Origin of the sequence: Pseudomonas sp. LSJ-87 (genome assembly GCF_032971465.1) — a bacterium.
Lineage (GTDB): Bacteria > Pseudomonadota > Gammaproteobacteria > Pseudomonadales > Pseudomonadaceae > Aquipseudomonas > Aquipseudomonas putida_Z.
Map to the genome: position 1 here is coordinate 46,185 of NZ_JAWJYQ010000019.1, position 26,169 is coordinate 72,353.

General features: G+C 54.3%; 24 protein-coding genes and 2 pseudogenes. 11 read left to right on the forward strand and 15 right to left on the reverse strand.

The annotated features are described in order from the left end of the window. Positions 1-22: 22 nt before the first annotated feature. Complete coding sequence (locus tag RYH74_RS12520) at positions 23-820, forward strand: acyl-CoA thioesterase (RefSeq protein ID WP_025338423.1); 798 nt, start codon at positions 23-25, stop codon at positions 818-820. Between the two features lie 136 nt (positions 821-956). Here RYH74_RS12520 and RYH74_RS12525 read toward each other — a convergent pair whose 3' ends face one another. The 3 genes from RYH74_RS12525 to RYH74_RS12535 all read right to left on the reverse strand — a co-directional run bounded on the left by RYH74_RS12525 (position 957) and on the right by RYH74_RS12535 (position 3,894). Then, positions 957-1,325, reverse strand: a complete 369-nt coding sequence (locus RYH74_RS12525; protein WP_038409214.1) for an Mpo1-like protein — start codon at positions 1,323-1,325, stop codon at positions 957-959. Positions 1,326-1,400: 75 nt separating this feature from the next. Continuing rightward, a complete protein-coding gene (locus tag RYH74_RS12530; protein WP_317409488.1) occupies positions 1,401-2,879 on the reverse strand; it encodes a methyl-accepting chemotaxis protein in 1,479 nt (492 codons plus the stop codon). Between the two features lie 217 nt (positions 2,880-3,096). After that, a complete protein-coding gene (locus RYH74_RS12535; RefSeq protein WP_317409489.1) occupies positions 3,097-3,894 on the reverse strand; it encodes a TatD family hydrolase in 798 nt (265 codons plus the stop codon). Between the two features lie 159 nt (positions 3,895-4,053). Here RYH74_RS12535 and RYH74_RS12540 point away from each other — a divergent pair, with 159 nt between their 5' ends. From RYH74_RS12540 to greB (RYH74_RS12555), 4 genes and pseudogenes are all read left to right on the forward strand, one after another. Continuing rightward, positions 4,054-5,460: a transglycosylase SLT domain-containing protein gene (locus RYH74_RS12540; RefSeq protein ID WP_317409490.1), complete on the forward strand. Its 1,407-nt coding sequence runs from the start codon at positions 4,054-4,056 to the stop codon at positions 5,458-5,460. Positions 5,461-5,573: 113 nt separating this feature from the next. After that, positions 5,574-6,011, forward strand: coding sequence for a DoxX family protein (locus tag RYH74_RS12545; protein ID WP_015269705.1), 438 nt, complete (start codon positions 5,574-5,576; stop codon positions 6,009-6,011). Between the two features lie 223 nt (positions 6,012-6,234). Beyond that, positions 6,235-6,543 carry a hypothetical protein gene (locus RYH74_RS12550; RefSeq protein ID WP_075044540.1) on the forward strand — a complete coding sequence of 103 codons (309 nt, stop codon included), beginning with the start codon at positions 6,235-6,237 and terminating at the stop codon, positions 6,541-6,543. 11 nt (positions 6,544-6,554) lie between these two features. Beyond that, positions 6,555-6,701 (forward strand): annotated as a pseudogene (gene greB / locus RYH74_RS12555) (transcription elongation factor GreB); the annotation flags it as partial. A 147-nt stretch (positions 6,702-6,848) separates the two neighbouring features. Here greB (RYH74_RS12555) and greB (RYH74_RS12560) read toward each other — a convergent pair. The 6 genes from greB (RYH74_RS12560) to RYH74_RS12585 form a co-directional block, all read right to left on the reverse strand. After that, a complete protein-coding gene (greB, locus tag RYH74_RS12560) occupies positions 6,849-7,352 on the reverse strand; it encodes a transcription elongation factor GreB (protein ID WP_110994341.1) in 504 nt (167 codons plus the stop codon). A gap of 29 nt (positions 7,353-7,381) precedes the next feature. Next, positions 7,382-7,972, reverse strand: a complete 591-nt coding sequence (gmtX, locus tag RYH74_RS12565) for a gamma-mobile-trio protein GmtX (protein WP_135192570.1) — start codon at positions 7,970-7,972, stop codon at positions 7,382-7,384. 4 nt (positions 7,973-7,976) lie between these two features. Further along, the gene (locus RYH74_RS12570; RefSeq protein WP_110994340.1) at positions 7,977-11,729 is read right to left on the reverse strand and encodes a VPA1269 family protein; all 3,753 of its coding nucleotides are present in this window, start codon (positions 11,727-11,729) and stop codon (positions 7,977-7,979) included. Between the two features lie 33 nt (positions 11,730-11,762). Continuing rightward, positions 11,763-13,118: a gamma-mobile-trio recombinase GmtY gene (gene gmtY, locus RYH74_RS12575; protein WP_110994339.1), complete on the reverse strand. Its 1,356-nt coding sequence runs from the start codon at positions 13,116-13,118 to the stop codon at positions 11,763-11,765. A 168-nt stretch (positions 13,119-13,286) separates the two neighbouring features. After that, the gene (locus RYH74_RS12580) at positions 13,287-14,675 is read right to left on the reverse strand and encodes a DEAD/DEAH box helicase (RefSeq protein ID WP_110994338.1); all 1,389 of its coding nucleotides are present in this window, start codon (positions 14,673-14,675) and stop codon (positions 13,287-13,289) included. Beyond that, positions 14,672-15,241 carry a hypothetical protein gene (locus RYH74_RS12585; protein ID WP_110994337.1) on the reverse strand — a complete coding sequence of 190 codons (570 nt, stop codon included), beginning with the start codon at positions 15,239-15,241 and terminating at the stop codon, positions 14,672-14,674. The genes RYH74_RS12580 and RYH74_RS12585 overlap by 4 nt, the downstream gene beginning before the upstream one ends. 102 nt (positions 15,242-15,343) lie before the next feature. Between RYH74_RS12585 and RYH74_RS12590 the strand changes: the two genes are divergently transcribed. Both RYH74_RS12590 and RYH74_RS26505 read left to right on the forward strand, forming a co-directional pair. Continuing rightward, positions 15,344-15,565, forward strand: a complete 222-nt coding sequence (locus tag RYH74_RS12590) for a helix-turn-helix domain-containing protein (RefSeq protein WP_110994395.1) — start codon at positions 15,344-15,346, stop codon at positions 15,563-15,565. A gap of 168 nt (positions 15,566-15,733) precedes the next feature. Then, positions 15,734-16,000, forward strand: a complete 267-nt coding sequence (locus tag RYH74_RS26505; RefSeq protein ID WP_157966840.1) for an antitoxin Xre/MbcA/ParS toxin-binding domain-containing protein — start codon at positions 15,734-15,736, stop codon at positions 15,998-16,000. 559 nt (positions 16,001-16,559) lie between these two features. On the opposite strand, the gene RYH74_RS12595 is transcribed toward RYH74_RS26505, so the two are convergent. From RYH74_RS12595 to RYH74_RS12605, 3 genes are all read right to left on the reverse strand, one after another. Further along, a complete protein-coding gene (locus RYH74_RS12595) occupies positions 16,560-17,222 on the reverse strand; it encodes a hypothetical protein (protein WP_110994334.1) in 663 nt (220 codons plus the stop codon). Positions 17,223-17,649: 427 nt separating this feature from the next. Further along, positions 17,650-17,880 carry a hypothetical protein gene (locus tag RYH74_RS12600; protein ID WP_135192571.1) on the reverse strand — a complete coding sequence of 77 codons (231 nt, stop codon included), beginning with the start codon at positions 17,878-17,880 and terminating at the stop codon, positions 17,650-17,652. A gap of 48 nt (positions 17,881-17,928) precedes the next feature. Then, positions 17,929-18,486: a hypothetical protein gene (locus tag RYH74_RS12605; RefSeq protein ID WP_110994333.1), complete on the reverse strand. Its 558-nt coding sequence runs from the start codon at positions 18,484-18,486 to the stop codon at positions 17,929-17,931. 191 nt (positions 18,487-18,677) lie between these two features. Here RYH74_RS12605 and RYH74_RS12610 point away from each other — a divergent pair, with 191 nt between their 5' ends. Next, the gene (locus RYH74_RS12610) at positions 18,678-19,082 is read left to right on the forward strand and encodes a hypothetical protein (protein ID WP_110994332.1); all 405 of its coding nucleotides are present in this window, start codon (positions 18,678-18,680) and stop codon (positions 19,080-19,082) included. A gap of 154 nt (positions 19,083-19,236) precedes the next feature. On the opposite strand, the gene RYH74_RS12615 is transcribed toward RYH74_RS12610, so the two are convergent. Beyond that, positions 19,237-20,163, reverse strand: a complete 927-nt coding sequence (locus RYH74_RS12615) for a hypothetical protein (protein WP_135192572.1) — start codon at positions 20,161-20,163, stop codon at positions 19,237-19,239. Positions 20,164-20,464: 301 nt separating this feature from the next. Beyond that, entirely contained in the window at positions 20,465-21,448 is a 984-nt protein-coding gene (locus RYH74_RS12620) for an IS5 family transposase (protein ID WP_196185136.1), read from the reverse strand. Between the two features lie 367 nt (positions 21,449-21,815). Between RYH74_RS12620 and RYH74_RS12625 the strand changes: the two genes are divergently transcribed. Beyond that, complete coding sequence (locus RYH74_RS12625; protein ID WP_263875538.1) at positions 21,816-22,376, forward strand: abortive infection family protein; 561 nt, start codon at positions 21,816-21,818, stop codon at positions 22,374-22,376. Positions 22,377-22,404: 28 nt separating this feature from the next. Continuing rightward, positions 22,405-24,066 (forward strand): hypothetical protein, encoded by a 1,662-nt coding sequence (locus RYH74_RS12630; protein WP_317409500.1) that lies wholly within the window; start codon positions 22,405-22,407, stop codon positions 24,064-24,066. Between the two features lie 303 nt (positions 24,067-24,369). Here the strand turns inward: RYH74_RS12630 and RYH74_RS12635 are convergent, their stop codons facing one another. After that, the gene (locus RYH74_RS12635; RefSeq protein WP_135192573.1) at positions 24,370-24,645 is read right to left on the reverse strand and encodes a hypothetical protein; all 276 of its coding nucleotides are present in this window, start codon (positions 24,643-24,645) and stop codon (positions 24,370-24,372) included. 299 nt (positions 24,646-24,944) lie between these two features. On the opposite strand from RYH74_RS12635, the pseudogene RYH74_RS12640 reads away from it, so the two are divergent. Beyond that, positions 24,945-26,020, forward strand: a pseudogene (locus tag RYH74_RS12640) (ArsO family NAD(P)H-dependent flavin-containing monooxygenase). The last annotated feature ends 149 nt before the right edge of the window (positions 26,021-26,169 follow it).

The following is a 26,169-nucleotide window of genomic DNA, read 5'->3' on the forward strand; positions in this document are numbered from 1 at the left end:
CGCTGCAGGCAGGAGCCGGCCAATGAATTTCAACCAACTGCTTGACGCCGTGCGGGCCAACCCCGAAGCGGTGAGCGTCCCGCCAAGCTGGGCCCAGGGTCGCGCCGCCTTTGGCGGGCTAATGGCGGCCATGGTGTATGAAGCCATGCGCCAGAAAATCTCCGATGACCGCCCCGTGCGTTCGCTGGCCATCAGCTTTGTGGCGCCGGCCGCGGCGGATGTGCCAATCCGCTTCGACGTGGAGGTGCTGCGTGAAGGCAAGGCAGTCAGCACCTTGCTGGGCCGTGCCGTTCAAGACGGCCAGGTGGTGACCCTGGTGCAGGGCAATTTCGGTGCGGGGCGGCCATCGGTGGTCGATGTGCCGGCGTTGCCGGCCACGGAAATGAAAGCGCTCGAAGACGCAGCCCCCGAGTTGCCCCATATCAAAGGCGTTACCCCGGAGTTCATGCAGCATGTGGCCTTGCGCTGGGCGGTGGGTGGGTTGCCGTTCAGTGGCAATCAGTCGCGCCAGATGGGCGGCTGGGTACGTTTGCGCGGGGTGGAGGAAGAGCCGGTCAACGAGGCGCACCTGCTGGCGTTGGTCGATGCCTGGCCACCGAGCCTGATGCCGTTTCTCAAGCAGCCGGCTGCCGGCAGCACGTTGACCTGGACCATCGAATTCATGCAGCCCAGGGCGCAGCTGTCGACCCTGGACTGGTGCCGTTATTGCGTGGAAACCGAGCATGCGCGGGATGGTTACGGGCACGCTGCCGCTGCGTTGAGGACGGCGCAGGGCGAATTGCTGGCCTTGAGCCGGCAGACGGTTACCGTGTTTGCCTGACCGAGCCTGGGAGCGCGTTGCGCTCCTATCGCGACACAAGGCCGCTCCCACAGGATCGCGTAAATTTCAGGACATGCGCGGTTCTTGTGGGAGCGGCCTTGCGTCGCGATTGGGCTTCAGAGCAGCCCCAATGGCATCAGCGCCGATGCTTGTGTCGTTCCCGCCAGGCCTTCCACCAGGCCCCACTCAGCAAGAAGCGCGGAAAGGTGATGAACTGCTCGGTCAGCAGACGTTGCACGGCATCCTTGCGGTTGGCGAAGGGCTCGGGTTGCTCGGCTTCCAGGCGATGGCCCTGGCGCTGCAGGCCCAGGCCGGCGATCAAGGCAATGATGCCAACGGCAATCTGGCCCAGATCCAGGCCGAACAGGCCGGACAGAATCAGCAACGCGCCAAGGATGAACAACGGCACGGCGATCAGGTGCAGCACCAGGTTGGTCGGGTGGCGGTGGTTGTGGTGGTAGCCGCGCCATTGCCAGGCGGGCAGGTTGGGCAGGCGTTTGCTCATGGGCATTTCCTCTCGGTCATGCCCAAAGCTTAGTGCGCCCCCCAGGCGGGGGCCAATCGAGGCTGGCTATGGTGACTATAGCTTGAGCTGGCCAATGGCCTTGTTCAGTTCACCGGCCAGGGTCGCCAGTTCGCTGCTGGTGGTCGCCGAGCCCACGGTCTGTTGCACGGTCTGTTCGGTGACATCGCGAATACTCACCACGGCGCGGTTCATTTCCTCGGCCACCTGGCTTTGCTGCTCGGCTGCCACGGCAATCTGGGTGTTGCTTTCGCGCATCTGCGCCACGGCTCCGGTAATCTCGGCCAGTGCTTCGCCGGCCTCCTGGGCCTGCCTGACGCAGTCGTCGGCCTTGTACGAGCTTTCCTGCATGAAATCCACTGCATCGCGGGTGCCCGACTGCAGGGCCGAGACCATGGTGGTGATCTCGTCGGTGGAGTTTTGCACGCGCTTGGCCAGGTTGCGCACTTCATCCGCCACCACGGCAAAGCCGCGGCCGAGGTCGCCGGCGCGCGCTGCTTCGATGGCGGCATTGAGCGCCAGCAGGTTGGTCTGTTCGGCGATGCTGTGGATCACACTGACCACGCCATTGATCCTCTGGCTGTCTTCGGCCAGCTGGCGAATCATCTCGGCAGTTTGCTGAACGCCGCTGGACAGCCCGGAAATCGAGTCCTGCACCCGGCTGACCACCTCCTGGCCGCTACCGGCCAGGGTGTCGGCGGTTTGTGACAGGTCACGGGTGGCGCCGGCGTGCTGGGCGATGTGGTGCACCGTCGCCGACATTTCGTTGATGGCGGTAGCGGCCTGGTCGGTCTCGCTCTGCTGGCCGAGCATGCCGTGGCGCACGTCGCTCATGCTCGCAGCCAGGCGCGCGGCACCGGAGTCCAGTTGCGCTGCGGTGTGGGCGACGGTACTGACCACGCGGTGGTAGGTCGCCTGCATGGCATTGAAGGCCCCGGCCATCTGGCCGACCTCGTCGCCACAGGCCAGCGGTACGCGGGCCGACAGGTCGCCGGTTTTTTCCACGTGCAACATCACGTCCTTGAGCGTGTTGAGCTGGCTGAGCAGGAAGCGGATCAGCAGCTGCGAGGCGCCGAGCATGGCCAGCATCAGGACCAGCACGCATACCGCGTAGTTGCTGAAGCGGTCGAGGAACACCTGGCGCAGGCTGGGCGACTGGGCCAGCACGGCCATTTGCTGATCGCCGTTGCGCAGCACCTGCGCGCCCTGTAGCGGGTTGTTGCCCAAGAGCCGGGCGGCGGGCAGTTCGACCCAGCCTTGGGCATTGCGCAGGGCCTCGAGGGGTTCACCCGCGAAGGTGGGCGTTTGCCCGGCTGACCAGCTGATGACGTTGGCCGGGCGGGGCAGCGGCTGGCCGGCCGGCCAGGCAGCCAGCAGTTGGGCCTGCGCGGCCGCCTGGGCCTGCGCGGCCTCGGCGCGGGCGCGCTGCTCCAGGTGCACGGCATAGAGCACCAGTAGCAAGGTCGTGACAAAGGCCACCGCGTTGACGGCCCAGAACTTGTACTTCAGGGAAACATTGCTAAGCCAGGCACCCATGGGCAGGTCTTCTCTGAGTTGAGCGGGAACAATATTGGCAAGGTGCCATCATTGTGCCTGCGCAAGCCAGGGCCTTTCTTGATGTGCATCAAGAAAGTTCCGCCGCCTGTAATGGCCCTATCGCCGGCAAGCCAGCTCCCACAGGGGGTAGCGTATGGCTCGAGGCCGATGTAGTCGAGGTGGGAGCTGGCTTGCCGGCGATAGGGCCATTACAGCTTCAGGATATCTGGAAAAACGCCCGCGCCGTTGCCGTGGTATGCGCCGCCGTCTGTTCGGTCGACTCGCCCCGGTGCAAGGCTACTTCACGCAACACCTCTGGCAGGAACGCTGGTTCGTTGCGCCCGTTCTTCGGCTTGGGCCGCAGGCTGCGCGGCAGCAGGTAAGGCGCATCGCTCTCCAGCATCAGCCGCCCCTCGGCAATGTTGCCTACCAGCGGGTGCAGGTGAGTGCCGCGGCGTTCGTCGCAGATCCAGCCGGTAATGCCGATGTGCAGGTCCATGTCCAGGTAGGCGAACAGCGCGTCGCGCTCGCCGGTAAAGCAGTGCACCACTGCGCCGGTCAGGTGGTCGCGGTAATCCTTGAGGATCGCCAGCAGGCGTTCGCTGGCGTCGCGTTCGTGCAGGAACACCGGCAGATGCAGTTCGGCAGCCAGTGCCAACTGTGCCTCCAGGGCTTTTTCCTGCAGCGGGCGAGGGGAGAAGTCGCGGTTGAAGTCCAGGCCGCATTCGCCCACGGCGCGCACGCGTGTTTCATTCAGCAACTGGCGCAACTGGCGCTCGCTGCCGGCATCCCAGGTTTTGGCATCATGAGGGTGTACGCCTGCCGTGGCGAACAGGTGCGCGCCGCTCGCATCCAGTTGCTGGCACAGCTCCAGCGCCTGTTCGCTGACCGCCAGGCTGGTGCCCGTCAGCACCATCTGCGTGACCCCGGCCTCAAGGGCGCGCTCGACGATTGCCGCCTGCTGGTCGTGGAAACTGCTGTTGGTCAGGTTGACGCCGATATCGATCAGTTGCATGGTGCTATCTCGTGCCGCGGGGCGGCCAGCATAGCAAAAACCGTGTTTTTCTGAAAAAAACCAAGAACTTCATGCTGTTGCCGTGGTCTTTTACCGTCATTTCTCTCTTGGCGGTGCAACCCCATGGATGCCGCCCACCGACCACGGACACGTTTTCGCATGCAGCGATGCTGGCCCATTTTCCTGCTGACGCTTGGGCTGACCTTGACCGGGCCTGCCCACGCGCGCGTGCCGGGACCGCAGCAGAACATCGCGCCGGCCAAGGTCCGTGACCTGCAACAGATTCGCACCAGCCAGGTGCTGCGGGTGCTGGTCAACCAGAGCCGCAACAGCTCCGGTGAGGTCAAGGGCGAGCCGGTCGGTATCGAATACTATCGCCTGCGTGCCCTGGAGCATTACCTCAATGCCCGCGCCGCCGACGGCCAGGAGATCCAGCTCAAGCTGATCCCGCGGGCCAAGGAGCAGTTGCTCGGCGCCCTGGCCCGGGGCGAGGGTGACCTGGCCGCGCCGGGTGAACTGCTCGACCCCGCCGTGGTGCGTGGGGTCAGTAGCAGCGCGCCGGTGCTCGACCAGGTGCCGCTGCTGCTGGTGGGGCGCAAGGGCGAACGCAGCTTCAGCCATGTCGAGCAGTTGTCCGGGCGTACCGTGGCCCTGACCAGCGCCAGTGCCGCCGGCCCGTTGATCCAGCAGGTCAACCAGCAGCTGGCGCTGCGCAAGCGCGCGCCGATCAAGGTGGAGTGGGTCGACTCGACCCTGGCGGTGGAGGATGTGCTGGAAATGGTCCAGGCCGGCATCTATCACCTGACCGTGGTCGAGCAGCCGATCGCCCGGCGCTGGGCCCGGGTGATGCCGCGCCTGCGCCTGGACAGCCGCGTGAAACTGGGGGCGCCGCAAGCCATGCGTTGGTATGTGAGGCCCGATGCGCCGCAGTTGCTGGCCACGGTCGATCGCTTTCTGCAGGGCTACCGCGCGCCGGACAACCAGGACGCCGCGTTCGAGCGCATCTACCGCCGCCAGTACCGGGTGCACGACCCCTTGGCCAGCAAGAATCGCCAGCGCCTGAGCGCGCTGCGGGCGGTGCTGCAGAAACACGGTGAGGCGCAGCAGATCGACTGGCTCAACCTGGCCGCGCTGGCCTTCAAGGAGTCGACGCTCAACCCGGCCGCGCGCGGCACCGGAGGGGCCCATGGCCTGATGCAGATCACCCCTTCGGCGGCGCAGCGTGTGGGGGTGAGCAACACCGCCACGGTGGATGGCAATGTCCAGGCCAGCGCCCGTTACCTGGCGCTGATCCGGCGCAAGTTCTTTGCCAGCGCCAAGATCAACGAGCGCGAGCGCATGGCCTTCGTGCTGGCGGCCTACAACCTGGGCCCCGAGCGCGTCCAGGCCATGCGCGCCGAAGCGCGGCGACGCGGGTTGAATGGCGACCAGTGGTTCTTTCAGACCGAACGTATCGCCATGGAGCAGGTGGGCATGGGGCCAGTCAACTTCGTCAATAGCGTCAACAAGTACTTTGTAGCGTTCAACCGGGAGCGTGCCGCGCTGGAGCGTGTGGCTAAACGCTAACAAATCGATTTTGTCGATTGTTATGTTGGGTTTTTTGCGATTTTAATATCTATCTAATCGATTATGATGGCGCCCATCCCAACACAACTTCCCCGCTTCAAGGAGTCTTCGACATGAACAACGCTACCCTCAACGCTCTGTTCTCCACCCGCGCCGGTGCTGGCCTGAGCGTCATCCGTATCCTGGTCGGCATCATCTTCATTGCGCATGGCGCGCAAAAACTGTTCGGCATGTTCGGTGGCTATGGCCTGGAAGGTACCGGCCAGTGGATGGAAAGCATCGGCCTGGCCCCGGGTTACCTGATGGCCCTGTTGTCCGGTAGTGCCGAGTTCTTCGGCGGCCTGGCCCTGGTGATCGGCCTGCTGGCCCGCCCGGCGGCCCTGGTGTTGGCGGTGACCCTGGTGGTGGCGATCCTCTCGGTGCATATCGGCAACGGCCTGTTCATGTCCAACAACGGCTATGAGTTCGGCCTGGCCCTGCTGGCTGGCACCGTCGCGGTACTGATCGAAGGCGCTGGCCGCTTCTCGCTGGACCGCCTGATCGCCCGCTGATACACCGCAAATGCCAAGATACAAGCCTCAGGCCGATCACTTTCGGCTTGAGGCTTGTATCTTGCCGCTTGTAGCTCTAGCATACCGTCTGCGCCGATTTAAACAGCTACTTGCGGGGCGCAGGAAAGCCCCTCTCCGGGTCATCCGAAATACCGCTAAAGCGCTGGTTCGGTGACGCCTCCCACCGCTGCCCAGCGGGATTCGCGAGGCGGAGAGAAGCTCCATGAGTTGCCCACGTACCAGTGTCTGTTTGAGCCCCTTGCCTGCCAGCCAGGCGTCCCGCACACCGCGCATCCTGCTCGGCGGCCAGCATCAACCCACTCTTTTACGTCACCTTGAAGGCCTGTCCCGGCGCAAGGGCCAGGCGCGTGCATTTCTGATCCAGTTCGCCGATACCGGCTGCCACCTCGCACAGTATGGCAATGACCGTTTCGACCTGGCCGTGATCCAGGCCCCGGCATCGGACGAGGCCGCCGAAATCATCGGCCACCTCACCCGTATCGCGCGCCAAGGCCTGATTACCCGCCGCTGAGGAGCGCGCTGTTGAGTACCAACATCATCACCACGGAAGGCCATGAGGCGCTGAAGAAAGAACTGGACCACCTGTGGCGGGTATACCGCCCGGAGATTACCCAGAAGGTTACCTGGGCGGCATCGCTGGGCGACCGCAGCGAGAATGCCGACTGGAAGGAAGAACCCCAAGCTCGTGTACTATTTGGTCTTACACATTGATTTTGCTGGTTTTTCGGAATAGTACTGTACTTTTGCGTCGTACTATTCATTGTCGGCCATCACTGTAGCTGGTTTTGACATAGTGGTGGCCGATTTGGAGGCACCTCAGGGTTTAATGAACCGGGGTGCGTCTTCCGCCTCCCTGTACTCAATTTCGGTGACTTCCCAGTAGGCATCGCCAGTTGGAGTCCGAACAACAATCTCATCACCTGCACACTTGCCAATGCATGCGCGTGCCATCGGGGAATCAATTGAGATGAAGTCTTTCCTATCGTAAATTTCATCAGCACCTACAATGCGGAATTTCTTGCTTGTATCATCCTCGTTGGCAATAGTTACCCAAGCTCCAAAAAATACCTTGCCTTCCTGAGTAGGGGAATAAGGGACTACCCGAAGGTCTTCGATACGCTTACGGAGGTATCTTACGCGCCGATCTATTTCCCTTAGCCTCTTTTTATTGTACTGGTAGTCAGCATTTTCACTTCTGTCGCCCAAAGACGCAGCCCAAGTGACTTTTCTGGTAATCTCCGGTCGCTCTTCGCGCCAGAGCCAATCTAGTTCATCTTTCAAGGACTGATAGCCAGCTTCAGTAATGAGATTGGTAGCCATTTTATGCCTGTTTTTAATTCAAAGAGCGGTCACAATGCCCTGAGAGCCTTCTGTATTGCATCAAGGGTTCCTGGGCGAAACACCTTTGCTCCCTTCTTGTCAATCAAGTCGCCGTGCTTGCCCAGTGTGCAGCCCCATTGTAGCCTGAACTCTTCTGACATTAAATACAAAAGAGCTCTGCGTTCTATTTCTGATAATTTATTCTCGGATGAAAACGGAGTGCGATCATCAACCCGGATTTCGAGATTGGGCGGCGTAATTTCTCTCAGCAGTCTTCGGAGGCGATGATTCTCAGCCTCTTGGGCTCGCGCCAAAAATTTAGCCTTACCATCTTTTATCGCGTCTATCCAATCTGACGGTGCTCGGTCATGGTGGGCCGGACCTGCCGCCTCTTTGAATGCCTGTATTAGCACGCGATATGCTTGGCCCGAACTATTTCGCATGCTTTGAGCGTTTGGTACTCCACAATCAATGCCTAGGCGTGCAATGGCTGAAAATGAAAAGTTCTTTTCGCCGTTCGATAGCATCTCATTGCATACCTCGTACACTGCGTCCAGAGTATGCTGTTTTTTTAAGCTGCAATTTTTCTTTAGTTTACTCAGGGTTTCAGATGGCGTCATGATTTTAAACCTGAGGCAAGTTTCTTGCGTTATTTATAAAGGCATCGCTGATTTCTTTAAGAGAGATGCTCTCAAGTCCAACCAGTTCGGCCAGCCTGAATTTCCCTTCAATTAGTGAGTCGATACGTTCCCAGCTTCTGAGTCGTGATATCAAGAGTCTTGCGATCTGATTGCCAACTAAAAGCTGCTGCTCCTTATTTAGCCTGAACATTCGCTGCGGGGAATTATTGTCTTCAAGCATTTTGTCCAACAGCTGGGATCTTGCGGCCAAGGCAGAGTGGGCAGAAGCGCATTCATATATCTCGGCATTTTCACATACCTCGCTTAACTGATGAAAGTGAGTGGTTTCTTCTAGCGCGAGCCTAAGCTCATGACCCTCTTGCACAATAAGCATGAGTGAGTCTTGAGGCTCGGACTTGGATTTTGTAAGGGTAGCCTGCTCGATTTGCTTTATTAGGCTTGCGCTAGCCTGCACATCACAAATCAATACATCAAGTTTTTTAGCTGCACTCTCAGCTTCGGCTAGCAGTTTTCGATGCTTAGCCTCTAGACTTAGGTCTCGGGCTTCAATGTCTTTTCCGTACTTGCTTAATTCATACTCTCGCTCATCCCGACTGTCAATTTCGGATCTTAACTCTTCAGCTTTGGCTTGGAGTTCGTCGTATTTTGTGAATTGAAGATTTACTTCTAGCGATATTTCATTACCTAGAGCTAGCAGGCCACCTATGAATGCAGGGCCGGTTACGAAGTGGCGACATCTTATGCAGTTCTGACTGCCTAGATACCCGCCTGGCACCGGCAACCAAATATCACCTTTACCGAGCGATCCTCCGTCATCACACCTAGCACCTGCATATGGGCAAAAGCCGTAGTCTCGAAATAAATAGCTGCCCGGAGATTTTTGCCTATATATCAGCTCGAGGGCATCTTGGTTGTTTGCGACTAATTGCCCTTGGATTTGATCGATTCTGCCCTGTTCGATCATGCTCTGTGCAACAAATACTTGATTCTGAAGCGCGCGCTTCTCACCTTCTGAAAATCGACGTTGTAATTCAATTCCTCCGATTTTTACATAGTACAAATTCATCACGATTGAACTGTGCCCAGCAATCTTCATGGTGATTTCAATGGGTAGCCCAAACTCATGGACGTATGCCGTGATAAGGCTTACCCTCATGCTGTGTGGAGTATAAATAGACGAATAGCAACTTAGTTTCTCTCTGGGGCCTGTCAGCGTGGCTAATGGTAAGTCCCGAGGTTGTGAGTAATAAAGTGCGGCTGCGAGTCGAGGGGTTAGTATATTTGTTGGGGATCCAGGTTCTTCAGCCCCGAAGAGACGAAACAAGAAGCAATTAGCACCTTTGGCATGACGCTGGCTTTCATTCAGGTTGGTGCGAATACATTCAATCCATGGCATAGGGCGAATTATTGGGTTATATTTTGCCTGCCACTGACGGAGCTTAATTATCCATGGGAGCAAATGAGGGGGTATCCATGGCACACTGTAGCCGCTATACCCAATACTGGTCTTGTTGCTAGTAACAAACATTCCGCATTGATCGCCAGGATATCGTTTTATGAAGCCTTGATTTTTTGTTATGCCTGAAAGCGGACCTTCATTTTTAGCCCAGAAAACCTTGCAGTCATTATGAATTGGGATGTACTCATCGCCTTCCCCTGAGTCGCAGTATGCAATTTGTCTACCTCTGGAGGGGACCGAAACTAGGGTGAGTACCTGCATCCAATACATTGGAAACCATGCTTTAAACTTTCCTCCAATCCAGCGTGTAATGAGATCAGGATCGCTGTTATCCAATTTGAAATTATTTAGATCGATCTCTACCCAGTCAGCGTCGAAATTATGGAGGTGGGTTAAGTCAGAGAAGCTGGTTGCAGTATCTGGAACTATCCATTTTTGCAGGGCTGCAACATATTGATAGGCCAAAGCTGGTTTAGATGTTTCGCCAGGGCCGCTACTGCTTGTCGTGCCTGAGTATTCTGTTTCGCTGCCGCGTAATGGGTTGCTTATTCCGTCTGCGATTATCAATTCACCAGTCTCGTCATCCTCAAGCGTGAATTGCTCGCGGATAATGAATCGCATGAATTCGTTTATGGCCATGACGAAGCTTCGTCTAAGATATTCTGGGGTTGTGGAGGTTACATAGTTTTTGAAATGTTGTAATTCTATAGACTTGTTTGAGAGGAATTCTCCTGGTGTGGTTCCGTATGCGTTTGGCTGCACGTAAGTTGCCAAAAAACGGCAGATTGCTAGCTGTTTTCCCCGTCCGCCACGAGCTTCTTTCATGAAGCTATTTAAATCCTCCAGCCACTTCGAATGGTCAGCATCTATCGAGCTTTCTGAAAATGGCTCCGTCTTTCCGAGAAACGCATACGAGGTGGTCCAGTCTCTGTAATATACTTTGTCCGGAGTGTACGGTAATCTATTGTCTCCTGAGGACTTCACATGTTTTCTATATTCTCGTAAGGAGTTAAGATTAAGAGGCTGAATTAGTTTTACTGTTTCATCGAAAGTGTAAAACGTTCTGATAGAGCATAAGTCATACCAGCTTTTCCATTCGTCTCGGAATACCCGTTCAGGGTGGGCGGGTAATGGAGGGTAGAGTTTATAGCGGTTGCGGTAATCCTGACTGTCTTTTATATCGAGTCGAGTTACTGCTATTCTAATGTCGTCAAGGCAGTCGTAAGCAATGGGTAAGAAAAAGTGAATCCACGACTTCCATTCATTTTTGAATTGTTCCGGGTTGCTTGGAAGGCGCGGGTCGTTGTGGTAATTTAATTCATACTGTCGCTTTGTGCTGATGCCTAATCTCTGTGCAGCTATGCGCACTTCATGTAGCGTTTCATATTGTACTGTTAGGTCTAAATAGTCCTTCCATGACGTCCATTGATCCGTATAAACACTTGTTGGATCTCTGCGCAGACGCCAGTCTTCTTTAAATTTTGTGTAGTAATCTGTTCGTGACTTGCAATTCAGGTTGCGGGCTGCAGCTCTAGCCTGTTCAAAGGTCTCGTAAACTTTCCTAGTTTTACCAGGATGGAGGAAATTTACCCAGCCCTCCCATCGCTCTTTGTAGCGGGTCTGGGGGTGAATAGGTAATTTCGGGTCTTCCTCTCGGCGAGTGAAATACTCACTTGAGTGTTGGATTCCTAAGGATATAGCGGCTGCAGAGGCCAGTTCATAACTTTCATAAACTGGGACTAAATGATTTGTTCCGAAAAAATGCTTCCAATTCTGCCAGTCTGGATAGATGGTGCTAGGGTTTGCAGGCAGTTTTGGGTCTGCTTTGTATCTTTTTAGCGTAGTGTATTGGTGGTAGCTATTGATGCCGAGCGCAAGCGCTGCTCTACTAGCTTCGCTGAGTGTTTTATAGAAATCTTTATATATGCTTTTGCCAATAAACTCTGGCCACCCTTTAAAGTTCGGGTAAAAGCGCAAGTCGCCTGGGAGCTTTGGGTCTTTATGGTGATCAGTTGAATAGTGGGCCACTGTCCATATACCTAGGCGAGCTACGGCCTCACGTGCCTCTGCAAGCGTCAGATATTTCTCAATTGGCCTTTCACTACCACAGAGGTCGTACCATGAGAGCCATTCGCTGGCGTAATCAATATAAGGGTTGGCCGGTAGCCTAGGATCTTCTTGCCAGCGAAGTCTGTAGGCTCTGCTATTTTTTATACCAAGCTTTCTAACTGCGGCTTTAACTTCGAGTAAGGTTGCGTATTTTATTTTTTCTGGCATGGAGCCTCACCTTGAGTCCGCAGAAATAATGATTTAGTGTAGGCTGCTTTTATCGATTATTGACATTTTTTGTCGTATCTCTTCATGTGTCGGCTGAATATAAACTAAGCATGAATCGGGGCTTCTATGGTGCATGCACTTTTGGATTTCAATTTGATTGAATCCATTTTCTCGAAGCCTGTATCCATAGCTGTGCCGATGCCCGTGCTCGCTTGTGCCAACTAATTTTCGGTGCAGTAGGCCAATTCGCTCCACAGCCGACTTATGTAGGCGTTGGGCGTTTTTTAGAGTTTCAGGCTCTCCCTTTGAATTGGTGAATGCATAAGGGTGGTCGTGTGATGAATCTGGGTCGGTGCGCTGTTCTTTAAGATACTTAATCCATACACTCAAGAACTCTGCGGCTTTATGGGGTGGGAAGAACTGAACTGAAAAGTAACCATCTTTGTTGTCAAGTACTGGGTTTTTCCACCCTAAATGCAGCCGTTCTGTTTTCAGGTATTCAGTTCGGGGCAATAGCCCGTAATGTATTGCTAAAAATTGCTTTCTGGTAGGGTATTGCTCGTCAGGTGACTTTCCGTTAGACGGATGATAGACCCTTACAATGGCCTCGTTTTTTTTCTCGTCTAGAATGATATCTGACAAGTAAAGGTGCAGTGCTTCAGATTTGCGCAAGCCTCCGTAGTGCATGAGCAGCGTTAATGCCTGGCCCTTGTAGTCAGGGCGCGGCATGTCGGACTTCTTGGTGTTCAGAATAATAAATCCCGCTTTCATCAAGAGATCAATTTTGTCTTCAGGAAATCTTTTCGCGGGTGCAATGTTTTCGGTGGGGCGCTGTGGTCCTGTTACTTCGCGAATGGTGCTTAACGCTTCGACGTGTTTGTCCGGGTCCACAAGGTGATTCAAAAAGACTCTGTTTCGTTTATTGTGGAAGGCGCACCAGTTCATCCGCTGCTCCGTAGAGGTGGCTTGTCTGAAAGGATTGGCGAGCTTTATTTTAAAGTCACTTTGACGGCTTAGCCAGTCGGTATAGTCTGTTATTAGGAACAGGAGGTCTGAGCAGTGTTCGCTAGATTTTGGTAGCCAAAAGAGTTGCGAGGGGTCTTTTAATGTTCTTGGATCTACGGTGCCCTCTTCTAAAGCTCTTGCAAATGATGCGAGAAGTTTTGTTGTTTTCTTAAATAATCCCACATTGGCATTAATATACTCTATTAGTAGCTTAACGGCTTGTGTGGACTTCTCTTTCCAGGATGAGCTCTTCTTGCTGTTGTCAGCCAGGTAGCGAAGGTGTGATACTAATACGCCGCTTTCGGTCCATAAAGCAGGGAGCTTAATGGTACGGCCGGTTTGATCGTTTTGGTAGCGTGCTTTAATCTTTATGATGTAAGCCATCGCAATTACCTGGCAAGTATCGTTAGGATCGTAAGCAGGTTTTGTATCTAGGTTTTCAAAAGCTTATTGCAAACCGATGTTCGCAGAGCTGCACTCATAGTCTAGACTAGTTCTTGGTATGCGCAATTGTGTAGTCTGGCTAGTTTTAAGGCTCGCTCTAATCTAAGTCTATGAGATTTCTAACAGTTCGGCTCGAAACTGTGACGATACGCTCAATTCGTAGCTCGTTGATGAGTGCGAATTTGGAGCAGATTCAAGGTAATCCACTTTGGAGGGGCGGCCAGTATCGGCTGTGAGGATCGGCCAGGTGTCGATACCTTTGTTTTCTCCGCCTGTTAAAGCTTCTTTCTCCTGGGGTCGCGGTACAGTCTGCATGCTGATAACAGCCAGGTCTTGAGGCAGATCATCAGAGAGCCGTCGCGAGTATTCTATAAGTGAAGGTTCGGCTACCACAAATAACCAAGCTTGATCATCGTTGACCCCTGTTCGTCTGAGAATTCTGCCCAAGACCTGACGATAGTGCAGTTCTGTGCGAATGCGACTCAGGTAACAGCATACTTGTAAGCGAGGAATGTCAGTGCCCTCGCTAATCATGCCTACCGCAACAATCCAGCAACCAATCCCAGATCTAAACTCGTTGATTTTATCTTGAGCGCTACCAGTTTTCGACGTAGCCACGCGACAGTTTTCGCCGCGGCGTTTGAGCTTACTCTCGATTAACTTAGCGTGATTAGTGTCAGATGCAACGATAAGTCCAGCAGCAGATGGGTTTCCTTTCCTGATTTCAGATAGTTTTCGACAGCCTAGGTCGAGAATATGATCTATTACGTCTTCATTCCATAGAATGTCTTCAAAGCAAAGCGGTGAGCTTTCAAGTAAATGGGCGAAGCTGTCGTAATTAGATGTTAGTCGGCTCTGTTGGTTTTTTTGGGTTAACTGTAGGTTGTGGTTGTCAACTAAGGTTATTCTCGGGGATCTACAAATCTTGTCGTCAATAGCCTGTTGAAGTCCATAGTGATAATCACGGGCCAACGCTCCAGCAGGCGCTGAGTAGCGTCCAAGTGCAATGGCTTTATCATCTGTTCTCCAAGGCGTGCCCGACAAAGACAAAGTGAATGTCGCTTGATTTTGTATTTTGGATATAATTGTCGCTCCCCAAGTGTTGCTGGATTGAAGGTCATAACCCGCGCAGTGATGAATTTCGTCAAATATCGCTAATATCCGATACTGTTCAAATAGGTCCCAAAATTCCTCACCTTTCGTATCCATGCCTTGGTAAGTAGAAGCATCACCAATTGCTCCCACATATCCGTCCATTCGACGCCCAAGTATTTTTGAGAACGTAGCCCTGAAACCATCGACTACTTGGCAGGACGGCGCGAAGCACAACACAAGATCGATAACATTTTTTTTGAGCAGCTCTTTTGCCAATTCGCCAGCCATTCTCGTCTTGCCTGCTCCTGGCGTTGCTTGGCAAAAGAAATGCCTATTTACCTGAAAGTGTCGTAGTGCTTTCTCGATACATGAGGTCTGCCACTCTCTTAGAACACTGCTCATTCAATACCTAGTATTTTTAGGGTTTTTTCGACCGCTTTGAGGTGACCTAGCAGGCGGGAGCTACGATCTCTCGCTTCCACGTAGTCGCTTTCCAGCTTCGAGTGGAGGTGTGGCAGGTCTTCCAACAGTTGCTTGTACCTTTCCGCTTCGCCCATTGAGGTGAGGAAGTCCAATCGGGTTTCTTTGACCATTGCCTGGAGACGTCGAGCTGTGTGCTCGTTGGTCGAGGCACCTTTTTCGGTGTCGTCCGCAGGTAGCTCGGCGCGAGGGGCGAAGAATTGATACCCCTCGTCAATCAAGCGGAGGTTGACTGAAGGTGGTAGATCCTGGAGGTGATAGAGCTGGTCGCGGCCGCGCTTTTCTGGGTCTCGTACGACCCATTCGATCCTTTCGAGGCGGAGGATCTGCCTAAAAATATAGCGCCGGAGATCAGAAGTATGCTCGCGCGCTACGCCATATGACCGGGCATAGGCGTCTCGAAGGCCGCGACAGGTAAAGCTGTCTAGCTCGCCGCTTTGTAGAAGCTCATAGACGTGCCTGTCGAGAGCGAATGAAGCCGGTTTCATACAGGCACCTAGCTAGCAGAAATACATCAAATGCGGATTATAATCCGTCGCCGATCAACCCGCAAACGCTGATAGTCCCGCCTTATGTACACCGAGGCGGATATGCAAAAGTTGGCGAGGGCTCTAGGACGCAAAGTCCGAGAGCAGAGAGTGATGGTTGGGATTTCGCAAGACGCTTTAGCTTTCGCCTGCCAGATGGATCGGAGCTACATAGGGCGTATAGAGAGAGGGGAGGTGAATCTGACTATTGAGAAGCTCTATCGGATAGCGACCGAGCTGAGATGTACCCCGCAATCGCTTCTGCCCACAGACCTGTGCGGCTAGGATGCAAGCTGGTCAGGGTAAATCGATCGGTTGATGTAATCCTCCGCCTGCTTGATCTCTTGAAAAATACCCTCAAGGTGACATTCGCTCCAGGCTTCTGGCTCCAGACTTATCTGAGTTAACATGCTGCTCCTATGGTTTTTGGCCTGGCCTAGAGGAGCTTTGACAATGGTACCGGCTCGCCTCATCGGCCCTAACGAGGCTGCTCAATTGGGATGTTGGTCCGCTGATCAGCGCTATTACGAATGGCGAAAAGCTTGGATTTTATCTGTGGCGCAACGAGTGTTCGGACGGCGAGCCCTTGCGACGCGTTGGATGTCTGATCGGGCGTTAGGCCTTGGCTGGAATTCACCTTGTGCGTTGCTTGTTAGTCATTCTGGCTTCGAACAAGTAGTGGATTTTTTACTACGAATCGAATATGGCGTGTACTGGTAACTGGATGTGTCATGTTCTCAATCCAGACGCGGCGGTTCCGGTAGTGATTTTTTTGATGGTTAAATTGGTATTGGGTCAATAATCACGCTTGAGCTGAACCCTCAAGAACATCAATATTGGCTGTATCGGTACTCGTCGGGCGAGAATCGTCCATTAGGGCCAAATAGTAGACGACTCGTACATTGCTCCAAATAAGTTATGGCTTGCTCCTGAACATTGCATTCGTAGTAACGGCGTCTGGCAGGCGGGATTGTCGCTCGATTCTTTAAGCATAGCTTCACAAGTTCCGCCAGCAAATAGCCGCGTACGTCATAGCGGGCGTCAACTGCCCTGATTACTGTCGAATAGCAATCGCGGAAGAGAGGTCGTTGAATGTGGTGCCTCGGAGGTGCTTGTTTGCTGCTCATCTTATATTCCTTCAAGTGCCATTCGGCAGTTGTATAGTGCTTCAGGCGCCGAGCGTCGCATACGCATATGGCAGAGCGCCCTCAAAAACATCGTCGGCCACGGACACCGGGTCGAGACACGTTTTAAACCCTTACACGGGATCTGAATACAATTATCTGCTCACACGATTCCGTCTAGGTTTGCCCTTTGCCGCCGCCAGGACCTTGTCTGGTGCGAACGCCAGCAATACTTTCGGCGCGACACCGCCGAGAGAACTATTTTCGGACTGGAACCATACTGCGATTGACCAGGCGTTCATCCGGGCAGATAGCACCGACAACACATCGCAAAGGATGTGGATCGGTTGGTATCCATTGCGACCGTCTAAGCCGTATGTAGGGAAAAAATCAACCTTACCCGGTCTTAGAGAAAAAATCTTCCCATTGGCCAACAACTCATCAGGGTCTATCTCGACGCCAGGGTTGGAGGACGATGCCAGATAAATCCACTGCTTGGCTGATATCCAGTCTCCGGTTTGGAAAAGCTTAGAGCGGATTCTGCCTGCAGAAACGCCTTTCTCCAAAATCGATTGGGGTACCGATTCTGCGGGGAGGAAGCAGTCGATAATGAAGTCGAGCGCTTTTTTGGGATATTCGTTTAGCCTCCACTCGAAAAGGTCGTTGTACATCTGCAGCCCGCCGAGGTACGCATCGATCGTACGGTCTGAATTGGCCTCAATCGACAAGGTGGCAATCAAGGCTACCTTGTTGTCAGTCGTGTCCGATGCAGCGGCAGGCTTGCACCTAGATTGGATGCGCGCAAAGGGAGTGCTCATAAGCACCTCCAGCTAAGGGGCTACAGACCGCAGCATCACAGAGGGCTGGAATCCATCAGGGATTTTCAAAGCGCAGATAGCAGTATGCGGCACTCAGCTTACGACGCTTGTTTTTCCGATCAACCGCGAGTGTTTTGGCTCGGATGCCGCATCCCACTGCCTCCGGCGGCAGATGAAGGTCCCAAAGGCGAGCCTCCCTACGACGAGTTTCGAAGGTATCGACCGGTTCGAATACGACAGCCGCTTTGGCAGGTGGATACTGCGGTCAGGATTACGATGTGAGCGGCGACAAACCGTGGAATCGAGAGTACTTCGTATCTGCCAAAGCTAGCAGCGACAACTCCAACTACCCAGGGGCTCCCCGCAGCGCTAGCCTTGGGGTCGATTACCGTTTCTGACTACGCATCACTCCGGTTATTGCTAGCACTCAAGATTGAGCCGGATCGCTCAGGTCCTGCCCATCTTCACTGGCCCACACCAGACCTTGGCAGGCATGGTGACGCAGACGGTAAGTGACCGGCGGTGGCTGCTCGCTGACTCGTTTGCTATCCCACACCGTCACAGAAACAAAAGAGTCTTTCGGCCAAGCGCGCCAGTCGCCTTGGTCGGGACCATCGATCACTAGTAGGGGCTTGCTTAAATCGCGAGTGGTACTCAAGTTGTTCCTCCTGCCCTGGCGCATCACCATGGGGGCATCAAATGATGCTCAATGACGTGGAAAAAGCGTTCTTCCCAGCTTGGCTGCGGCCCCGACACCGTTCTGGGCCTCATTAAGAATGTCACGAGAGAAGTAGTCTGCGAGCCGTGCGCGGCTCTCTATCTCCTGCCGGATATCTTCTGGATCAATGTTTGGAAGATCCACACGATAGGCCGCGTGATGAACCAATGCGGCAGCCTGGAAAAGCGCGTCGGAAAGTCGGTATCGATCGAGTCCCAGTGCTGCGCATGCTTCGAGGATGGTGACCGCATCGCTTTCGGTTCCGCCAGTGATACGCTGGTCTGGCAAGGTGGAGTGTCTACGAAGATGCTCCACGTACTGACGTAGCGAAGGAATCGAGAGACCTATGGAGTAATGCTTAATGTACCAAGGACCGATAATGTCGATTTCGTCCTGAGTGATGGCTATTTCCTGGAAGTACCCGGCCCATGCTTCCTGCATGTCCTCATCTATGCGCTCCTGACCAAGGCTGGCTAGATGTTCGTTGAGGCGTTTGACTAAGCGGAAATAGTCGAGTCGTACAGGCGGGTCGCGATGCTCATCCATAATCAGCTCCAAGGTTGAAGTCGCCGATGAGTTTCCGCCGGTACGGTGATGGTGGTCAAGATCGCCATCAGGTGAGGCCTCCAGCACAGGCTGGCTGAGCGGCTAAAAGTCCGACCCTTTTCGCTTTCACACCTACAATCTGTCAACTGTATGCGCTCAACCGATACCACTAAGCAAGGCGGTGTATTTCTATGGATTTGATGGCACTGATTCAGCAGGCGCTTGAAGCGTCAGGGAAGCTGCGAGACCTCTCGAAAAAGCTCGAAGATGCGGACTTCAAAATGATACTGGCGGATCTTCACAGCGCCTTGGCTGATGCGAAGCTTGAGTCTGGGGAATTGAAGATAAAATTAGCATTGGCGCAAGAGGAGATAGTCAGGCTCAAGCAGGTGATTGAGCAGCGAGACAAAGGTAAACCCACCTACAACTCTGAGGGGGTTTATACCTTTGAAGGCGAAGTCGGTCGCTTCTGCACTGCTTGCTGGGACAGCGATGAGCGCAAGATGCGCTTGACCGACCTGGCCAGCGAATTTCGATTTGTCGGTCAGTGGGAATGCCCCAAATGCCATGCAGGATATGGCGCAAAGGACGCATGAGGGCCCTGATCGGGCCAATTGATCATCCGTTGCTTTGGCAAAGCTGTGCGTAATGAGCTAGCGAGCGTCGAGGTCGACAGTCTTTGCGAGGACCTGCAGGGGCTGGATATCTGAGCGAGGTTGGCCAATGGCTTTTCTGATTCTTCTGTGTTGGCTATTGGCTCTGCATCCACTCTGTGGGATCGACCAGATGCCATGATTGTGCTTCACGATCAAAGTCCGTCCATATCTCCTGCAGCTTGGCGCGGTCACCTTGAAAAAGAGGGCTGTCCAAATGAGCGAACTGATCGAACTCGGCGAAGGGCAAAACAGTGCCAGCGCCGCTGTAGCAGAACCAGGAGCCCACCACCTGAGCAATTTCTGCAATTTCACGCAAAGCTTGCTTGGCATCTGCCAGGCCCCACCGCTCTAATATGCGCCCTTGCCGACTAGCCTCAGTTGCAGCGTGTGCGATGTCCACGTTCACATGTTCAATGACGGAAGATAGCCGGCCTAGGCGGGACTCCAACATGTCGAATACCTCGATCCGTATCAGATCATCCGGTCTGGATGCACCTGCGCTCACCCCGCTTAGCCAGTCAAACTCCTCGTGCCGCTTAACCGCGAGCTCATAGTGATATTTCGTGGGCACCCAGTACGATCGCTTTCCCTGCTGGAGTTGCTCAGTGGCAAATTTGTCATAAGCGGCGTGTGTGCTGCGGTAATTGTAATTCAGCTCAGCGATATCCCTGACGTATACCAGGCGCGTGAGCTTTCCACGCGAGGCGCGGATGTCGGCGATTAAGCTACCTAATGAGCACACGCTCCTCGGGCCGCGAATAGGTTCGACCTCTACGAGTCTACGGATACCCTGCATGGTTCCTGCCCAGAATCCGCTAGCTAGCATGTCCATGATCAAAACGTTCAGCTGTTTTTCGCCGCAGACCGTGGGAGCTTGGCGTACCATTTCTACGACACATGAATACGCCGCGATGTCCCACGTCATTTGATTCAACGCCTTAGTGATGGCGTTCTCTTCGGCCTCAAAAACCCGCTTCCATTCCGCGATCCGATCTAGCATCGATGACTCCTTGGTTTTCATTTTTTAAGCCACCCGTATCGTGCTGGCTCGCGACAGCAGCGGTCCAAGCACTGTGATGGCAATCGGGCATCGTTCCTGTCTATGATGTTCCTTTGAACGGAGGCAGGGTACAGCGGTGATAGGGAATATTTTCAACGTTTTTTCGCGACGTAAAGGAAACCAGAGCCAGCCGAAAAAGCAGCTTAGGAAACTCCGAACAAGTTGCCCATCAGCCGGAAATGGACGGCTTGGGCATGCCGAAAAGCCCGATTTTCACCCGCTGATTATTGGATAACCAAGGCACAGCCTTGGTTTTCTGCCCTCACGGGCGCACCTCTCCCGCAGCAGGCAATAATTGCCGGCGCACCATCCACAGATTCGACAGCGCAAACAGCGTGGTCAGTTGCGCTGTGTTCTTGGCCAAGCCGCGAAAACGCGTCTTTACATAGCCGAACTGGCGTTTGATCACCCGGAACGGGTGCTCCACCTTTGCACGCACTTGCGCCTTGGCCTTTTCGATCTTGCGCTTGGCTTTGTAGAGCACGCTGCGTTTGCTCAAGTGCTTGTAGGTGCTGCGTCGCGCAGCTATCTGCCAGATCACTGGCCGCCCGTCGTGCTCAGGCCGCTTCTCTACGCCGGTGTAGCCCGCGTCGGCACACACGACGTTCTCTGCGCCATGCAGCAGTTGTGCAACTTCCGTTACGTCGGCCACGTTCGCGGCGGTGCCATGAACGTGATGCACCAGACCCGATTCAGCATCCGCGCCGATGTGCGCCTTCATGCCGAAATAGTACTGGTTGCCCTTCTTCGTTTGATGCATTTCAGGATCGCGCTTGCCTTCCTTGTTCTTGGTCGAACTGGGCGCGTGGATGATGGTGGCGTCGACAATGGTGCCCTGGCGCAACGACAGGCCCTTGTCTCGCAGGTAATTGTTGATGGTTTCCAGAATGCCCGCCGCCAGCTGATGCTTCTCCAGCAGGTGCCGGAAATTCATGATCGTCGTGTCTTCGGGGATCGGAGCGCTGAGCGTCAGGCGAGCAAACTGGCGCATCGACGTGATTTCGTACAGTGCTTCTTCCATGGCCGGATCGCTCAGCGAAAACCAGTTTTGCAGCAGGTGAACACGCAGCATGGTTTCCAGTGGGTACGGCTTGCGACCACCGCCGGCCTTTGGGTAATGCGGCTCGATCAATGCCACCAAACCGCTCCACGGCACCACCTGCTCCATCTCGGCCAGGAAACGCTCGCGACGGGTTTGCTTGCGCTTACCGGCGTACTCGAAATCGGAAAAGCTCATCTGACTCATGGGAAGGAGGGCTTGTAGAGGGCTGTTGGACGGAGGGCTATTTCAGCACAGGTCAGATGGCCTGTGCTGACTTGTTCGGAGTTTCCCTTACAGAGCAATTTCGGCAACGGACGTTCATGCTCATCCGAGACATGGGCCCCGGAATGGGCGAAACTCTTGAGTTTCTACACGATAAGCTCTCCTATCTCACTGGGCCCATAACCTTTCCGGAAACAAGAACCTTTCTTACGCCGATGACGCATTCAACTTTCTGCGCACCTGCAGTGACCCTCATTTTCTTGATGCCATTGAGTATCTTGTCCATCAGGAAGGATGGAATTACATCGGGGGTTACCATGAGCCTGTGATTGACCGCTTGAACGAGTTCTTGAACATTGACGATCTTCCCTATTTCGTTACGAAACCGGTATGGCAAACCACTGAGGAAATGTATAGGGGAGAACTCACTAAGTTCACCGGAATCCGTGAGCACGCGAAGGTTATTCCAAGGGAAAACCAGGCTGTTCACGAGACGGCTATTGAGCCCGCCCTGAAGCTTTTACGTCAGCCAGCTTTCCTTAATGCCAATTCCGAGTTCATGGCAGCTCTTGAGGATTTTCGGCACGGAAAATTCGGCGACTGCGTTACCAAGTGCAACAGCAGCTATGAGAGTGTTATGAAAGTGATCTGTGGCCAGAAGGGTTTCGGGTATTCCCAGGGAGACACAACCTCCAAGCTCATTCGTACCATCATGGAGAAGACTGCGCTGGAATCTTTCTGGGAGCAGCCACTGATGACCGTCGGCACGCTCCGCAACAAATTGAGCACGTCGCATGGTGCCGGGGAGTTGCAAAAAGTAGTGCCGGAGCACGTGGCGAAGTACACGATGAACATGACTGCATCTGCGATCATCTTTTTGCACGATCAGGCTTACCGATCAAAAACCTGAAATCATCAACTAGCTTGCGGGAGTGGGCATGCGTCGTTTCGATACCAAACCCCTGATTGCTTTGGCGACGGCTCCGGAGGATCAAGACGATCCCTGGTATGTATATGCCGAGCAGGCTGTGCATTACATGACAGCAAACTCGGATTCAGACGAGATTGTGATTTACGCGAGCGCACCGTTCCTGCTTATCGTGGGGGCGCTCGCCCCAACTGAAAATGTCACGCCGCCAGATGGGGGTGCGCTACAAAATCTTACGCTATTTACCAATGCAACCTGGTGCATTCAAAGGTCCTGGAGCTCAGGTGAAGGACATCGTGTCTATATTGAGCCCGCTTTCCCTGAGGACAGCGGATCTCCCTTAGCTGGGGGGGAACCACTTGTCATCCGTCGGCGCCTTGAGGGGGTTCATACCGGACCCACGCCGATCGAAATTAACCAAAAGCTCGTACATTGTCTCGACATCCATTATGTAGAAGAGCGGAAGGCGTACTGTCGGCTCAATGGCGATGGCGACATCGAAGATGTCATCAGGATTCTGACTTTGGCAATTCCCGATCAGATAGAGGGTCGCGAGGTTGTCACAATTCTTCGTAAAGACTTGGACAACTACATGGCTCTGGCGGACTTGGCGCTGGTCTTGAAATTTGATTTCACCAGATACGTGCCTGGCAGTTTCGACAGCTGGCATGGCGCAACTCGATATCACCGAGACGAGTCGGATCTTTTTTTTCATGGTGGATCGATAAGCCGAGCGAGCTTCGCGCATGGAGCCATGGTGGTCAGGCCAAAGACCACGGTTGAAGAGCAAGAAGAGGTGTGGCGCAAGGATTTTGATGGTGATCCGGATCGTGAGTATGCGGTCTTTAAAATCTATGACCGCAAGAACGATCGTCAAGTCGAGACCTCTTGCAGCCCCGATCACATTGTCAGTTATTTTGAGGACAGTGATCTTCCCTGGCAGATATCGCCTGCTTTTTTCAGGGCAGAGGTGCTTAATCGCTTTAAAGGAGATCCGGAAAAATACACGTTGGAAGACCGGAGCATTTCTTGCAGAGGAGCTTGGACCCTCAAGTCTTACGATATCAATGAGGCTGGGCAAGTTCATGCATGGATCTGGGATCTGTCGAAACTTCCCTTCGATGAACAGCTGTACTGGAAGGCCTTCAACGAATGGCCAAAGGCGCCAATCTCTGAGCGAGCAAATCGAACGGATATTGAAGGTGATTGGTACACCGAGTATCAGCCACTGGATGCCCTCAAGCGAAAGGTGCGTGAACTGGACAAACGTAAGCCAGTATGGTGGAACCCCCGAGGCGAGGAGTTGATCGACAGCGTGCTAGCTCCCGCCACAGACTCACCTAAGGAATGGGGTGATGAAATCATGGCTCTTGATCAATGCCTGGTAGAAGGTTTTCTCGACAAGCCATTGCGCAAAGTTGCTGAAGGAAAAGGGTGCGTACTGGAGTCAACCTGGCGCTCGCTTAAGTTGCTGTACGAAATCTTAGTGGCAAGTTCAATCAGTGCGGAAGAAGCCAGGAAAATTCTGGCGCCCATGAGAAAGCTTCATGAGCTTCGCAATGAGATTCGAGGTCATGCGACCCACGAAAAGAAAGTGGTCGCCATTCGAGAAGCCCGCACCACCCATGGCAATTTTCGAGCCCAGTTTTTTTCACCTTGCCGAGGGTTGTGATAAAGCCCTTGTCGCTGTGTTGGAGGCTATGGACTTTGAACTAGGGGAGTGAACACGCTGGAGTAGTCATCACCAGCTCGCGCCTGTGAGCTGGTAGGCGATATTTAGAATTCACTGCTCGGCTGGCCAGTAGATTTGGATTGGCAAAAAAAGCGGCCGTAAGCGTCCACCCAACACACCTTGCATGATCATGCGGGGCTCCGAACGGCGACGCTAATCGCAATGTTTTGGTGAGTTTTTTCGTTTTCACGGCTCAGTAATCTAAGGTGGCCCCGCGGGAATTTTCACGCGGGGCCGCATGCATCAATCCTCGCCTGGCCCTTTGGGTTCACTATCGATCTTGCGCTTGATGATTCGCACTGCCTCATCGATCGACTTGCCCTCATCGATCAGTCGAACGAGGTCAGCGTGCAGGTCAGCGCGTAGTTTGGGGAGACGTTTGAGGGCAGCCGCGACATCCCGCTCCTTTGAGTCAAAAGAGAAGTTGGGGTTGAGCACCGTCAACTCAAGCATCGGGAGCGAGTCGTCTTTTTTGGTAGAACCTTCGGCAGGGGTGTTGCTTTCGTTGCTGGAGGACATCAGGTTTCTCCGTTGAGGGAGCCCGTAGGCTACAAACTATCTTGCCCCGCCGGCAAGGCGCGTTGAGCGCTGCCGATTTGACGAGAGCTAGCCACCGACATGCGGGAGGAGGACCGGAGGGTAGTTGTAGTCATTTGACCATCTGCTTGCATTCGACTCGACTACCCAGATGCATTCGGATTGATCAGTCGGTTGCGATCAGTGCCACTTAGTGCGCCTGAGCTGGGTATGGCTTTGGTTAGAATTCAGCTCCGCTTTCTGAAATGATGTGCTTCATCACTGTTTCGAAGGGGGTTGGAATGACGGCTTATGGAGAGCGGGTGTGGGATGTAGTCATCATTGGCGGGGGCAAGCGGCTTTGGCAACTGCCTACTTCCTTCGCCGCACGGAGCTTTCGTTCATCATGCTCGATGCCGAGGAAGCGGCGGGCGGAGCTTGGCGACACGGTTGGAATTCCCTGCGGCTGTTCTCGCCGGCCACGTGGAGCTCCATTCCCGGTTGGATGATGCCAGCTGTTCAGGATGGCTATCCGTCTCGCGAGCATGTCATCGACTACCTCACCCAGTATGAGGCGCGCTATCAGTTTCCAATCGAACGGCCAGTGCGCGTCACCTCAATCGAGCGCGTTACCGGCGCGTTGCGTGTCCATTCAGAGTCTGGCTATTGGGATGCAAAAGCTGTGGTCAGTGCCACAGGTACTTGGAGCAATCCGAACATACCTGCCTACCCTGGCGCTGAGTTGTTCCGTGGCCAACAGCTGCATTCGGCTGACTACGTTGAACCGCAGGCCTTCTCTGGCAAGAGCGTGCTGGTCGTCGGCGGTGGCAACTCCGGCGCGCAGATTCTCGCAGAGGTTTCCAAAGTAGCGAATGCGACCTGGGTAACACCCACCGATCCACTCTTCCTACCTGACGATGTGGATGGCCGAGTGCTGTTCGAGCGGGCTACGGAGCGCTGGAAAGCGCAGATGGAGGGACGTGTTATTGAGCAGCCGGTCGGCGGGTTGGGCGATGTGGTAATGGTCCCGCCTGTAATGGAGGCGCGAGAGCGAGACGTTCTGCACGCGGTGAGGCCCTTCGCTCGTTTCACCCCTGACGGTGTGGTCTGGGCAGACGGCTCGGAGACCGCAGTTGATGCGGTGATCTGGGGCACCGGGTTCAAACCCGCCTTGGGACACCTCGCCAGCCTTGGGGTTGTTACTGAGCAAGGACGTGTAGAAGTCGAAGGGACCCAATCTGTGAGTGAGCCGAGACTATGGCTGGTCGGCTATGGCGAGTGGACTGGTTCTGCCTCGGCGACCTTGATCGGAGTGACCCGTACAGCCCGCAGCACCGCTGCTGCGATCGAGCGTTTTTTGGTGAAGGTGGAGGCCTGAGCTCCCCTATTTCCCCAAAGTGATCACCTGAACAGCTGGGAGTTTTGTTGGGATAGGTGGTCATCTGCTGCCCAACTCCCGAGCATTGCTCGGGAGTTGCCTATGACGATCACTGCTGTGGGCGGTTTCTCGCTGATAGCTATGGGCTA

What these genes read in the sequence shown, in the direction of transcription:
- RYH74_RS12520 (WP_025338423.1), top strand. Translation starts at nt 23, where the DNA reads ATGAATTTCAACCAACTGCTTGACGCCGTGCGGGCCAACCCCGAAGCG.
- RYH74_RS12525 (WP_038409214.1), bottom strand. Translation starts at nt 1,325, where the DNA reads ATGAGCAAACGCCTGCCCAACCTGCCCGCCTGGCAATGGCGCGGCTAC.
- RYH74_RS12530 (WP_317409488.1), bottom strand. Translation starts at nt 2,879, where the DNA reads ATGGGTGCCTGGCTTAGCAATGTTTCCCTGAAGTACAAGTTCTGGGCC.
- RYH74_RS12535 (WP_317409489.1), bottom strand. Translation starts at nt 3,894, where the DNA reads ATGCAACTGATCGATATCGGCGTCAACCTGACCAACAGCAGTTTCCAC.
- RYH74_RS12540 (WP_317409490.1), top strand. Translation starts at nt 4,054, where the DNA reads ATGCAGCGATGCTGGCCCATTTTCCTGCTGACGCTTGGGCTGACCTTG.
- RYH74_RS12545 (WP_015269705.1), top strand. Translation starts at nt 5,574, where the DNA reads ATGAACAACGCTACCCTCAACGCTCTGTTCTCCACCCGCGCCGGTGCT.
- RYH74_RS12550 (WP_075044540.1), top strand. Translation starts at nt 6,235, where the DNA reads ATGAGTTGCCCACGTACCAGTGTCTGTTTGAGCCCCTTGCCTGCCAGC.
- greB (WP_110994341.1), bottom strand. Translation starts at nt 7,352, where the DNA reads ATGGCTACCAATCTCATTACTGAAGCTGGCTATCAGTCCTTGAAAGAT.
- gmtX (WP_135192570.1), bottom strand. Translation starts at nt 7,972, where the DNA reads ATGACGCCATCTGAAACCCTGAGTAAACTAAAGAAAAATTGCAGCTTA.
- RYH74_RS12570 (WP_110994340.1), bottom strand. Translation starts at nt 11,729, where the DNA reads ATGCCAGAAAAAATAAAATACGCAACCTTACTCGAAGTTAAAGCCGCA.
- gmtY (WP_110994339.1), bottom strand. Translation starts at nt 13,118, where the DNA reads ATGGCTTACATCATAAAGATTAAAGCACGCTACCAAAACGATCAAACC.
- RYH74_RS12580 (WP_110994338.1), bottom strand. Translation starts at nt 14,675, where the DNA reads ATGAGCAGTGTTCTAAGAGAGTGGCAGACCTCATGTATCGAGAAAGCA.
- RYH74_RS12585 (WP_110994337.1), bottom strand. Translation starts at nt 15,241, where the DNA reads ATGAAACCGGCTTCATTCGCTCTCGACAGGCACGTCTATGAGCTTCTA.
- RYH74_RS12590 (WP_110994395.1), top strand. Translation starts at nt 15,344, where the DNA reads ATGCAAAAGTTGGCGAGGGCTCTAGGACGCAAAGTCCGAGAGCAGAGA.
- RYH74_RS26505 (WP_157966840.1), top strand. Translation starts at nt 15,734, where the DNA reads ATGGTACCGGCTCGCCTCATCGGCCCTAACGAGGCTGCTCAATTGGGA.
- RYH74_RS12595 (WP_110994334.1), bottom strand. Translation starts at nt 17,222, where the DNA reads ATGAGCACTCCCTTTGCGCGCATCCAATCTAGGTGCAAGCCTGCCGCT.
- RYH74_RS12605 (WP_110994333.1), bottom strand. Translation starts at nt 18,486, where the DNA reads ATGGATGAGCATCGCGACCCGCCTGTACGACTCGACTATTTCCGCTTA.
- RYH74_RS12610 (WP_110994332.1), top strand. Translation starts at nt 18,678, where the DNA reads ATGGATTTGATGGCACTGATTCAGCAGGCGCTTGAAGCGTCAGGGAAG.
- RYH74_RS12615 (WP_135192572.1), bottom strand. Translation starts at nt 20,163, where the DNA reads ATGAAAACCAAGGAGTCATCGATGCTAGATCGGATCGCGGAATGGAAG.
- RYH74_RS12620 (WP_196185136.1), bottom strand. Translation starts at nt 21,448, where the DNA reads ATGAGTCAGATGAGCTTTTCCGATTTCGAGTACGCCGGTAAGCGCAAG.
- RYH74_RS12630 (WP_317409500.1), top strand. Translation starts at nt 22,405, where the DNA reads ATGCGTCGTTTCGATACCAAACCCCTGATTGCTTTGGCGACGGCTCCG.
- RYH74_RS12635 (WP_135192573.1), bottom strand. Translation starts at nt 24,645, where the DNA reads ATGTCCTCCAGCAACGAAAGCAACACCCCTGCCGAAGGTTCTACCAAA.